Raw genomic sequence first — 12,021 nt, 5'->3', positions numbered from 1 at the left:
GATTACTCGGCCATCGAAGAAGAACGGGAGGTAGGGATAGGTGGAACCGGGTCATAACCACCGGGATTCCACGGATGACAGCGACCTAAACGACGAAAGGTCAGCCAGCCACCGCGCAGAAGACCATGATTTTCTATGGCCTCTAACGCGTAGCAGGAACAACTGGGGTAGAAACGACAGTGGCTGGCCATCAGAGGACTAATGGCATAGCGATAAAACTGGATCGGAACGATTGCCAGTTTACGCATCAAGGCTGTCTACCCCTACAGTTTCGGTGCTGACTGCTGGTGCTGGCTTGTGGGTACGAGCCAAACGTTTCCAGAGCTTGCCGAAATGCTGAATCAATTCGGGGTTTTCTACATCACCCAAGCCTTTGCGCGCGACGATAACAATATCCCAACCAACCAGAGTGTCCTGGTGGAGGCGAAACGATTCGCGCATCAGACGCTTGAGGCGATTGCGCTCAACGGAGAGCTTGACGCTCTTCTTGCCAATCACCAGCCCGAGACGGGGGTGATCAAGATCGTTGTTACGCGCAAGGAGCAGGAGATTTTTCCCCGGAACCTTGCCGGTGGGGGAGTCAAAGACTGCCTTGAAATGCCGGGGGGTAAGCAGACGCTTTTCCCGACTGAAGTCCTGACTCACCACCAGTACCGGATTATCAAACTGCCAGACGCGCACGACCTTTGGCGCGGCGACGCGACAGGACAGCACGGCCGTTCTTGGTAGCCATGCGAGCACGGAAGCCGTGAGTACGGGCGCGTTTGATGGTGCTTGGTTGGAAAGTACGTTTCATGGCGTTGTTACCTGGTTCGTCCACAACGGGCCGGAATGGCCCCCGTTTTAAGAGACCGGCGATTCTAGAGAAAGCAAGCCTCTAGGTCAATTTCCAACCAGCTTTTCCTTCAATTAGATCTTTGCCGCCTTCCGAGCCGTTCTGCTTTCATCCGCCATGCCATAGATATAAAAATAAAGAAGGAAGTTATTTAAAGCTTTTCTGTAAAGCTTATAAAAGCTAGCCAGGCGATCATCTGTGGATAACTGCCTTTAGCCCTTATTCTGCGCGCTGTACAGAGAATGACAACACGGGGGAGAAGCAGTGCTCTGCCTGTGCTGCGCTATCGGATAAGCTGTGCGTGGAATGGGTTGTTATCCACAGGCCGGTTACCCACAGACTTTTGCCCCCACTTGTGCAACGAGCTCAGGGTGGTTTATCCACAGAGCTTATGCACAGACCATTGGTCGCCTTTTCTGCGGTTAACACATTGATTTTGGGTGCCCTGTGAGCAACCTACATGTGGATAAGTGGGCGGCTGGTCGCTACAATGGCGGCTGTTTTTGCCTCACCGGCTTTCAACTTAGGGGATATCCGTGTCAGTGGAACTTTGGCAGCAGTGCGTGGAGCTTTTGCGCGATGAGCTGCCTGCCCAGCAATTCAACACCTGGATCCGTCCGCTACAGGTCGAAGCCGAAGGCGACGAGTTGCGTGTCTACGCACCCAATCGTTTTGTTCTCGACTGGGTCAATGAGAAGTACCTGAGCCGCGTTCTCGAATTGCTCGATGAACATGGCAATGGCCTCGCGCCCGTGCTCTCCTTATTAATAGGCAGCAAACGTAGCTCAGCACCCCGTGCTGCGCCGAACGCGCCTTTGGCTGCAGCGGCATCGCAAGCCCAGGCGGCAGCGGCACCGGTTGCTGCTTCTACTGCACCTGCTGCAACGTCGTCCAAATCCTCTGCGCAAAAAAATGCGCCAGAGCATGAAGAACCGTCTCGCGACAGCTTCGATCCGATGGCAGGCGCCAGCTCCCAGCAGGCTCCCGTTCGTGCCGAACAGCGCACTGTGCAGGTTGAGGGTGGGCTCAAGCACACCAGTTATCTGAACCGCACCTTCACCTTCGAGAACTTCGTCGAGGGCAAGTCCAACCAGCTGGCCCGTGCAGCTGCCTGGCAAGTCGCCGATAACCCCAAGCACGGTTACAACCCGCTCTTCCTTTATGGTGGCGTTGGCTTGGGTAAGACGCACTTGATGCACGCCGTAGGTAACCACCTATTAAAGAAGAACCCGAACGCCAAGGTCGTGTACCTGCATTCGGAGCGCTTCGTGGCTGACATGGTCAAGGCCCTGCAGCTCAATGCGATCAACGAGTTCAAGCGTTTCTACCGCTCCGTTGATGCTTTGCTGATCGATGACATTCAGTTCTTCGCTCGCAAGGAACGTTCCCAGGAAGAGTTTTTCCACACCTTCAACGCCCTGCTCGAAGGTGGCCAGCAGGTCATCTTGACCAGTGACCGTTACCCGAAAGAAATTGAAGGCTTGGAAGAGCGCCTGAAGTCGCGTTTCGGCTGGGGCCTGACCGTTGCGGTGGAACCGCCGGAGCTGGAAACCCGGGTTGCGATCCTGATGAAGAAGGCCGATCAGGCAAAGGTTGATCTGCCTCACGACGCTGCCTTCTTTATTGCCCAACGCATTCGCTCCAACGTGCGTGAGCTGGAGGGCGCGCTCAAGCGGGTCATCGCTCACTCGCACTTCATGGGCCGTGATATCACCATCGAGTTGATTCGCGAATCCCTGAAAGACTTGTTGGCCCTGCAGGACAAGTTGGTGAGTGTGGATAACATCCAGCGCACCGTGGCCGAGTACTACAAGATCAAGATTTCCGACCTGCTGTCCAAGCGCCGTTCGCGCTCGGTTGCACGCCCGCGTCAGGTGGCTATGGCTCTCTCCAAGGAGCTGACCAACCACAGCCTGCCGGAAATCGGCGATGTGTTTGGCGGTCGGGACCACACCACGGTCTTGCACGCCTGCCGCAAAATCAACGAACTTAAGGAATCCGACGCGGATATTCGCGAGGACTACAAGAACCTGCTGCGTACACTGACTACGTGATGACACCAGCGCAGCTTATTAAGGCAAGGGACTAGACCATGCATTTCACCATTCAACGCGAAGCCCTGTTGAAACCCCTGCAACTGGTCGCAGGCGTCGTCGAGCGCCGACAGACCTTGCCGGTGCTCTCCAACGTATTACTGGTGGTCGAAGGCCAGCAGTTGTCCTTGACCGGTACCGACCTGGAAGTCGAGCTGGTTGGTCGTGTGCAGCTTGAAGAGCCCGCCGAACCCGGCGAAATCACTGTGCCGGCGCGCAAGCTGATGGACATCTGCAAAAGCCTGCCCAACGATGCGCTGATTGACATCAAGGTCGATGAGCAAAAATTGGTGGTCAAGGCTGGCCGTAGCCGGTTCACTCTGTCGACCTTGCCGGCCAATGACTTCCCAACCGTAGAAGAAGGGCCAGGCTCGCTGACGTGCAGCCTGGAGCAAAGCAAGCTGCGTCGCTTGATCGAGCGCACCAGCTTCGCCATGGCCCAGCAGGACGTGCGCTACTACCTTAACGGCATGTTGCTGGAAGTATCCGAAGGCATCATTCGTGCGGTTGCCACTGACGGTCACCGTCTGGCGATGTGCTCGATGCGTGCCGATATCGGCCAGCCTGATCGTCACCAGGTGATCGTTCCGCGCAAAGGTATCCTTGAGTTGGCGCGCTTGCTCACCGAGCCGGACGGCAATGTCAGCATCGTGTTGGGTCAGCACCATATCCGCGCGACCACTGGTGAGTTCACCTTCACCTCCAAATTGGTTGACGGCAAGTTCCCGGATTACGAGCGTGTGTTGCCTAAAGGTGGCGACAAGCTGGTGATTGGCGATCGCCAGGCCTTGCGTGAAGCGTTCAGCCGTACTGCGATTCTGTCGAACGAAAAGTACCGTGGTATTCGCCTGCAATTGGCCAACGGCCAATTGAAAATCCAGGCCAACAACCCGGAGCAGGAAGAGGCAGAAGAAGAAGTGGGCGTCGACTACAACGGCGGCTCTCTGGAAATCGGCTTTAACGTGAGCTACCTGTTGGACGTGCTGGGCGTCATGACTACCGAACAGGTTCGCCTGATCCTGTCGGACTCCAACAGCAGCGCTCTGGTGCAAGAATCCGATAACGACGACTCGGCTTACGTTGTCATGCCGATGCGCCTGTAATCATGCTCAGCAGAAGCTAGATGTCCCTTAGTCGCGTCTCTGTCACCGCGGTGCGTAATCTGCACCCGGTGACCTTCTCCCCTTCCCCCCGCATCAATATCCTCCATGGCGCCAACGGCAGTGGCAAAACCAGTGTGCTGGAAGCTATCCACTTGTTGGGGCTGGCCCGTTCCTTCCGCAGTGCCCGCCTGTTGCCGGTGATTCAGTACGAACAGTTGGCGTGTACAGTGTTTGGCCAAGTCGAGTTGGCGGAAGGTGGTCAGAGTGCACTGGGGATATCCCGCGATCGCGGCGGGGAGTTTCAGATTCGTATCGACGGGCAAAATGCGCGCAGTGCCGCACAACTGGCAGAAATTCTGCCGTTGCAGTTGATCAACCCCGACAGCTTCCGCCTGTTGGAAGGTGCACCGAAAATCCGCCGCCAATTTCTGGATTGGGGTGTGTTCCACGTGGAACCCCGCTTCATGGCCACTTGGCAGCGCCTGCAGAAGGCCCTGCGGCAGCGGAACTCATGGCTGCGGCATGGTACACTTGACGCCGCTTCGCAAGCAGCCTGGGACCGAGAGCTATGCCTGGCCAGCGACGAAATAGATGAGTACCGTCGTGCCTATATCAAAGCCTTGAAACCAGTCTTTGAGCAGACCTTGAGCGAGTTGTTGGACCTCGAGGGGCTGACGCTGAGTTACTACCGAGGTTGGGATAAAGACCGTGAGCTCAGTGCTGTGCTTGCGACGTCCCTGCAGCGGGATCAGCAAATCGGACACACCCAGGCCGGCCCCCAACGCGCTGATTTGCGCCTTAGATTAGGTGCACATAATGCTGCGGATATTTTGTCCCGCGGCCAGCAGAAGTTGGTGGTGTGTGCGCTGCGTATTGCGCAAGGGCACTTGGTTAGCCAGGCAAGGCGCGGTCAGTGTATTTATCTGGTGGATGACTTGCCGTCGGAGCTCGACGAACAGCACCGCCGTTCGCTATGCCGCTTGTTGGAAGACTTACGCTGCCAGGTATTCATTACCTGTGTAGACCACGAATTATTGAGGGAAGGCTGGCAGACGGAAACGCCAGTCGCTTTGTTCCACGTGGAACAAGGCCGTATCACCCAGACCCACGACCATCGGGAGTGAAGGCATGAGCGAAGAAAACACGTACGACTCGACCAGCATTAAAGTGCTGAAAGGTTTGGATGCCGTACGCAAACGTCCCGGTATGTACATTGGCGACACCGATGATGGTAGCGGTCTGCACCACATGGTGTTCGAGGTGGTCGATAACTCCATCGACGAAGCTCTGGCCGGTCACTGCGACGACATCAGCATTATCATCCACCCGGATGAGTCCATTACCGTGCGTGACAACGGTCGTGGCATCCCGGTAGACGTGCACAAAGAAGAAGGCGTTTCGGCGGCAGAGGTCATCATGACCGTGCTCCACGCCGGCGGTAAATTCGACGACAACTCCTATAAAGTATCCGGCGGTTTGCACGGTGTAGGTGTGTCGGTAGTGAACGCTCTGTCCGAAGAGTTGATTCTCACCGTTCGCCGTAGCGGCAAGATCTGGGAACAGACTTACGTCCACGGTGTGCCACAGGAACCGATGAAAATCGTTGGTGACAGTGAAACCACCGGTACCCAGATCCACTTCAAGCCATCGGCTGAGACCTTCAAGAACATCCACTTCAGCTGGGACATCCTGGCCAAGCGGATTCGTGAACTGTCCTTCCTCAACTCCGGTGTTGGCATCGTCCTCAAGGATGAGCGCAGCGGCAAGGAAGAGTTGTTCAAGTACGAAGGCGGCCTGCGTGCGTTTGTTGAATACCTGAACACCAACAAGACTGCGGTCAACCAGGTGTTCCACTTCAACATCCAGCGTGAAGACGGCATCGGCGTGGAAATCGCCCTGCAGTGGAACGACAGCTTCAACGAGAACCTGTTGTGCTTCACCAACAACATTCCCCAGCGCGATGGCGGTACTCACCTGGTGGGTTTCCGTTCTGCGTTGACGCGTAACCTGAACACCTACATCGAAGCGGAAGGTTTGGCGAAGAAGCATAAAGTCGCCACCACCGGTGACGATGCTCGTGAAGGTCTGACGGCGATTATCTCGGTCAAGGTTCCGGATCCGAAGTTCAGCTCCCAGACCAAAGACAAGCTGGTGTCTTCCGAAGTGAAGACCGCGGTTGAACAGGAAATGGGCAAGTACTTCTCCGACTTCCTGTTGGAAAACCCCAACGAGGCCAAGCTGGTTGTCGGCAAGATGATCGATGCTGCCCGCGCCCGTGAAGCCGCGCGTAAAGCCCGTGAGATGACCCGTCGTAAAGGCGCGCTGGATATCGCCGGCTTGCCTGGCAAACTGGCTGACTGCCAGGAGAAGGACCCTGCCCTCTCCGAACTGTACCTGGTGGAAGGTGACTCTGCTGGCGGTTCCGCCAAGCAGGGTCGTAACCGTCGCACCCAGGCCATCCTGCCGTTGAAGGGCAAGATCCTCAACGTTGAAAAGGCGCGCTTCGACAAGATGATTTCCTCTCAGGAAGTCGGCACCTTGATCACTGCACTCGGCTGCGGTATTGGCCGTGATGAGTACAACATCGACAAGCTGCGTTACCACAACATCATCATCATGACCGATGCTGACGTCGACGGTTCGCACATTCGTACCCTGCTGCTGACGTTCTTCTTCCGTCAGCTGCCAGAGCTGATCGAGCGTGGCTACATCTACATTGCCCAACCGCCGTTGTACAAGGTGAAAAAAGGCAAGCAAGAGCAATACATCAAAGACGACGACGCCATGGAAGAATACATGACGCAGTCGGCCCTGGAAGATGCCAGCCTGCACCTGAACGACGAAGCCCCGGGCATCTCCGGTGAGGCGCTGGAGCGTCTGGTCAACGACTTCCGTATGGTCATGAAGACGCTCAAGCGTTTGTCGCGCCTGTATCCTCAGGAGCTGACCGAGCACTTCATCTACCTGCCGGCCGTGAGCCTGGAGCAGTTGGGCGATCACGCCGCCATGCAGGATTGGCTGGCCCAGTACGAAGTGCGTCTGCGTACCGTTGAGAAGTCTGGCCTGGTGTACAAAGCCAGCCTGCGCGAAGACCGCGAACGTAACGTGTGGCTGCCGGAGGTCGAACTGATCTCCCACGGTTTGTCCAACTACGTCACCTTCAACCGCGACTTCTTCGGCAGCAACGATTACAAAACGGTCGTTACCCTCGGCGCGCAACTGAGCACCCTGCTGGACGATGGTGCTTACATTCAGCGTGGCGAGCGCAAGAAAGCGGTCAAAGAGTTCAAGGAAGCCCTGGACTGGCTGATGGCTGAAAGCACCAAGCGCCATACCATCCAGCGATACAAAGGTCTTGGCGAGATGAACCCGGATCAGCTGTGGGAAACCACCATGGACCCGGCTCAGCGTCGTATGTTGCGTGTGACCATCGAAGACGCCATTGGCGCGGACCAGATCTTCAACACCCTGATGGGTGATGCGGTCGAGCCTCGTCGTGACTTCATCGAGAGCAACGCCTTGGCGGTGTCTAACCTGGATTTCTGATCAGGTAAACCTGCTTGAACAAAAAGGCCAACGCTTAGCGTTGGCCTTTTTTATTGGGTGATGGTTAAGCGTTTTAAAATGCTCCACGTGGAACATCAAGATTTCAACTTTGCGCCGTTGTCGCCACACTCTCCAAACGATACCCATATCCATAGATCGTCAACAGCTGCCAGCCGCGATCCGCCGTCAGCCCGAGCTTGTTACGCAGACGGTAGATATGGGTATCCAAAGGCCGTGACGAGACCATTTCCTCATGGCTCCAAAACCGCTCATACAGGTACTCGCGAGACAGCGGCCGGGCCAGGTTGGCAAACAGGCAACTGGCCAGGCGGTATTCCCGCTCTGTCAGGTTAATGGGTTTGCCGGCGCGGGTGACGGTCAGTTCGGCATCGTCGAAGGTTAGATCATTAAAGCTCTGTACTTCCTGGGTAGCCGACTTCTGCAAGCCGTGACGTCGCAGGACGGCGCTGACGCGTGCTTTGAGCTCGTTGGGGCGAAAGGGTTTGCTGACGTAATCATCTGCGCCGCTGTTCAATGCGGTGACGATATCGCTTTCGGCATCGCGACTGGTGAGCATGATTACCGCGGGGGGCGATTCCATGTGTTCGCGGGTCCAGCGCAACAAGGCAATGCCCGAGATATCCGGCAGTTGCCAGTCCAGGATCAGCAGGTCAAAGGTTTCCCGCCGCAGTTGGCGCAGCAGGTCTTCGCCGCGCTCAAAGAAATGCAGCGACCATGGCTGTTCCGCAGTGCTGGGAATCTGTCGCAGTGTCTGTTCCACCCGTCGCAACTCGGCGGGCTCGTCATCCAGTATTGCGACTCGCATTGGGGTCCTTCCTACAAAAAATACGACTGCTTTAATGAGTGGCGACTGTGCAAAGCCAGCCTCTGAATCTGAACAATTATGGGCGGATTCTACGATCCTTGTATCTCTCGATACGCTGATAAGATCCCGTGATGCTCAAAGCAAAGATACCGGCTCCTGTCTGTGAGGAAAAGGACTCGCTCATACCCTGCCCTGCAACAAGGTGAGGTATGGTTTGTTGCACGGTTCTGGGTAAAGTCCTCAACTGAGACCGAAATAAGCTTCACTTGTTTCAGAACACTGTTGAACGTCACCACATGGAGAGGGAGCGGGCCTATGGCACCTTTACCCGATGACCATCAATGCCTTCGCATACTTTCGGTGGTAGCCCTGTGAAACTATGGCGCAAAGCCGAGAAACGCCAACCCACCCAGGCACAGCTGTTGTTCCACGGGTTGGTCCGTGAATGGCTGCTGATCGGTCTGGTGTTACTGCCCTTTACCGTTTACCTGTCCTTGAGCCCGGGCCTGGCACTGAATAACCCTCTCTACGACAGCCTGCGCCGCCTGACACCTTTACCGGTGGATCCACGGATTCTGCTGGTTACCATTGATGCGCCCAGCCTGGAAGTACTCGGCCCATGGCCGTGGCCGCGCAGTGTGCATGCAGATCTGATTGAACGCCTTAGCGCCGCCCAGCCGGCAGGCATTCTGTTTGACGTAGTCTTCAGCGAACCTAGCAAGGGGGCCGATGGACGACGGTTGGCTGATGCGGTCTGCAATGCTGGCAATGTACTGCTGCCCATCGTCGGTGATAGCAGTGTAAGGCCCAGCCTGCCAGGAGAGCCGCTGTCACCGTTGCTCAAGTGCGCCAAGGGCGTGGGGCATATCAACGTCGAAGCGGATAGCGACGGCATCGTACGCAGCGTGTATCTGCGTGAAGGCCCACCGGGAAGCACGCTCCCTCAATTGGCATGGCTGGCGTTCGCGCTGAGTGAGCAAGCACCGGTAATGCCGGGCCTTGCCCAGGAGCCCAGCAGCCAGCAGTGGCATCAAGAGCATGAAATCCGCGTGCCTTTCACCTCGGAAGATGACCACTTTCCCAGCGTGTCCTACCTCAGCGTATTACGCGGCGAGGTAGCTCCCGAGACACTGCGCGGCCGGCTGATTCTGATAGGTGCCACGGCGTATGGAATGGCCGATCGTTTTGTGACACCGCTCTCCTCCACCGTCGGCACGACTGCAGGAGTGGAGATCCAGGCCGATATCCTCAATGGTCTGTTGCAGGGACGCAGCATTGTCGACCTGCCCGGATGGCTTGCCGCCCTGTTGGCGACATCCCTGGTGACCTTGCTGCTGGGCCTTCTGCTGTATCGCCCTCGCTACGCCCTGTGGATGACCCTGGGTGGCATGACCGCGGCGCTGGTGGCCTCATGGGCATTGCTGCGCCTTGGGCATTGGTGGTCTCCCGCCGCATGTTTGATCGGGCTGTTACTCAGCTATCTCATCTGGAACTGGCGGCGCCTGAGCGTCATCCTGGCCTACTTTGGTTGGGAACTGGCGCGGCTGGATAACGAGCCCAAGGTGCTGCCGGAGCGTCGTCGAGCGCCCGCCAGCAAGGGTGATGTGTTGCAGGGGCGGATCTTTGCCCTTGAGCAGGCAGTCAGTCGTACGCGTGATACGCGGCGCTTTATGGCTGACGGGTTGGAGTGCCTGCCGGTGGCTACGCTGATAACCGACCCACAGGGCAATATTCTGTTGGCCAACCGTGTAGCCCGTGATGTGTTTGGTAACGACCTGGTCAATTCAAACCTCATCGAACAACTCGCCGATCTGGGTTATCCCCCGCTGCATAACGGCGTACGCCCTGCCCTGTCAGCACTGGAATTGGTTGAGTTCCGCGATATCCACCAGCGCAGTCTGCGGATGGAGCTTGCGCCCTTGCTTCCGGCCGAAGGTGACTTCGCCCTCGGATGGCTGTTGAGCCTGACGGACCTGAGCAAGGAGCGAGAAGCCCAGCAGCATCGCGAGACCATGCTGCGTTTCCTCTCCCACGACCTACGCGCACCCCATTCGGCGATCCTCGCCCTGCTGGATGTGCATAACGGCGAATCGCCAGTCTTTGCCCAGGTCGAACAACAGGTCCGACGGGCATTGAGCCTTACCGAATCCTTTGTGCAATTGGCCAAGGCCGAGGCTGACGGTTACCAGTTCCAGCCTACCTTGTTCGCCATGCTGGTGATGGACGCCTTTGATCAGGTTGCGGTGATTGCGCAGCTCAAGGGCATCCATCTGGTCAACGACCTGGATGAGGCGGATGAAGCCATGATCCATGCCGATCAATCATTGCTTACCCGTGCGTTGTTCAACGTGCTGGAGAATGCGATCAAATATTCCCCATCCGGCACTACCGTCAGGTTGAGGCACGGCAGTGCACAGGGTTGGTTGGAATGCCGCATCAGCGATCAGGGGCCGGGGATTGCCCCCGAGGATTTACCGGAACTGTTCAGCCAATACCGGCGTTTCGATTCGGCCCAGGGCAGTGACGGTCTTGGACTGGGGCTGACGATGGTTAAGGCCGTGGTGGAACGGCATGGTGGACGCATCGTTTGTGAAAGTGAGCTGGGCAAGGGCTCGACATTCATCCTGTTATTGCCGCAGTTGGAAGACTAAAAAACCGACTTTTCTGCTGTGCATAAAAAACCGGTCACAAGGACCGGTTTTTTTATGAAGAAAAAACTTATGCACGTTTTTCGAGATTTTATGACCTTCAGAAATATGCAGCTAAATCAGAAGGTTATGAATCAAAAAAGCCAATTCGCCAACAAAGCGTGCACAGGTTATCCACAGATCCTCAAATCGCCGGGGTCTCGACTACCAAGGGCTCAGGAGGCAGGGAACCCATGGCTCGCTGCTGTGCTTCATTCCATGCAGCGGCGCGGTCGTTCAGTGCAGCAATCGCACGCGGCCCCTCGCCTTCTGCGTACATCGGCTCGCCTATAACCACGGTGATGGTGCCAGCGCGTTTGGCCCAGCCGGTCTTCGGCCAGAACTTGCCGGCATTGTGGGCAATGGGCAGCACCGGCAGGTTGGCGTTGACCGCCAATGCCGTACCGCCCCGTGAGAACTTGCCTACGGTGCCGTAGGGCACACGCGTACCTTCGGGGAAGATCAGTACCCAGACGCCGTCCTTGAGCAACTCGTCGCCCTTCTTGGCCACGTGCTTGAGCGCCGCCTTGGGGTTGTCACGGTCAATGGCGATCGGGCGCAACATGGCCATGGCCCAGCCAAAGAACGGCACGTACAACAGTTCACGCTTAAGCACCTGGCTCAGGGGCGAGAAGTACGCGGAAAGAAAGAAGGTTTCCCAAGTGCTTTGGTGGTTCGACAAAATCACGCAGGGTTGGTCCGGGACGTTTTCTGCGCCCTTGACCTCGAAACGGATGTTCAGGAACACCTTGCTCAGCCACAACGCGCAACGGCACCAATAAACGTTGATGAAGCGATAGCGCGCCTTGAACGGCAGGAAGGGGGCAATAAAAAAGCTCAGGGTGCACCAGAGAAACGAACTGGTGCCCAGCAGCAGGTAAAAGAAAAAGGTTCTGATGGCCTGCAAGATCGACATGGCGGCATTTACCGT

Annotated in this window: 10 protein-coding genes; 5 read left to right on the top strand and 5 right to left on the bottom strand. The window is 56.7% G+C overall.

Annotation, left to right across the window (positions count from 1 at the left end; translation table 11 throughout):
- Positions 1–2: 2 nt before the first annotated feature.
- Genes yidD through rpmH form a run of 3 tightly spaced genes read right to left on the bottom strand, consistent with a single transcriptional unit; the run spans position 3 to position 796 of the window.
- Positions 3–248, bottom strand: a complete 246-nt coding sequence (gene yidD / locus JH25_RS28125; protein WP_019816912.1) for a membrane protein insertion efficiency factor YidD — start codon at positions 246–248, stop codon at positions 3–5.
- Complete coding sequence (gene rnpA / locus JH25_RS28120; protein WP_020302575.1) at positions 241–648, bottom strand: ribonuclease P protein component; 408 nt, start codon at positions 646–648, stop codon at positions 241–243. The genes yidD and rnpA overlap by 8 nt, the downstream gene beginning before the upstream one ends.
- Positions 649–661: 13 nt before the next feature.
- Positions 662–796, bottom strand: coding sequence for a 50S ribosomal protein L34 (rpmH, locus tag JH25_RS28115; RefSeq protein WP_003213577.1), 135 nt, complete (start codon positions 794–796; stop codon positions 662–664).
- A 575-nt stretch (positions 797–1,371) separates the two neighbouring features.
- Here rpmH and dnaA point away from each other — a divergent pair.
- From dnaA to gyrB, 4 genes are read left to right on the top strand one after another with little or no spacing between them, the layout of a single operon-like run.
- Positions 1,372–2,889, top strand: a complete 1,518-nt coding sequence (gene dnaA / locus JH25_RS12875; RefSeq protein WP_032878608.1) for a chromosomal replication initiator protein DnaA — start codon at positions 1,372–1,374, stop codon at positions 2,887–2,889.
- 38 nt (positions 2,890–2,927) lie between these two features.
- Positions 2,928–4,031 (top strand): DNA polymerase III subunit beta, encoded by a 1,104-nt coding sequence (gene dnaN / locus JH25_RS12880; RefSeq protein WP_005783345.1) that lies wholly within the window; start codon positions 2,928–2,930, stop codon positions 4,029–4,031.
- A gap of 20 nt (positions 4,032–4,051) precedes the next feature.
- Positions 4,052–5,155 (top strand): DNA replication/repair protein RecF, encoded by a 1,104-nt coding sequence (gene recF, locus JH25_RS12885; protein WP_032878606.1) that lies wholly within the window; start codon positions 4,052–4,054, stop codon positions 5,153–5,155.
- 4 nt (positions 5,156–5,159) lie between these two features.
- Entirely contained in the window at positions 5,160–7,577 is a 2,418-nt protein-coding gene (gyrB, locus tag JH25_RS12890) for a DNA topoisomerase (ATP-hydrolyzing) subunit B (protein ID WP_005783347.1), read from the top strand.
- A gap of 103 nt (positions 7,578–7,680) precedes the next feature.
- On the opposite strand, the gene JH25_RS12895 is transcribed toward gyrB, so the two are convergent.
- Positions 7,681–8,403, bottom strand: coding sequence for a response regulator transcription factor (locus tag JH25_RS12895; protein WP_005783372.1), 723 nt, complete (start codon positions 8,401–8,403; stop codon positions 7,681–7,683).
- Positions 8,404–8,774: 371 nt separating this feature from the next.
- On the opposite strand from JH25_RS12895, the gene JH25_RS12900 reads away from it, so the two are divergent.
- A complete protein-coding gene (locus JH25_RS12900) occupies positions 8,775–11,054 on the top strand; it encodes a CHASE2 domain-containing protein (RefSeq protein ID WP_032881171.1) in 2,280 nt (759 codons plus the stop codon).
- Between the two features lie 181 nt (positions 11,055–11,235).
- On the opposite strand, the gene JH25_RS12905 is transcribed toward JH25_RS12900, so the two are convergent.
- Positions 11,236–12,006 (bottom strand): lysophospholipid acyltransferase family protein, encoded by a 771-nt coding sequence (locus JH25_RS12905; RefSeq protein WP_005783374.1) that lies wholly within the window; start codon positions 12,004–12,006, stop codon positions 11,236–11,238.
- Positions 12,007–12,021: the final 15 nt, after the last annotated feature.

Origin of the sequence: Pseudomonas sp. BRG-100, assembly GCF_000737955.1 — a bacterium.
GTDB classification, from domain to species: Bacteria; Pseudomonadota; Gammaproteobacteria; order Pseudomonadales; family Pseudomonadaceae; genus Aquipseudomonas; species Aquipseudomonas synxantha_A.
The sequence above is the reverse complement of the archived record's forward strand: the minus strand, read 5'-3'. Positions and strand labels throughout refer to the sequence as shown.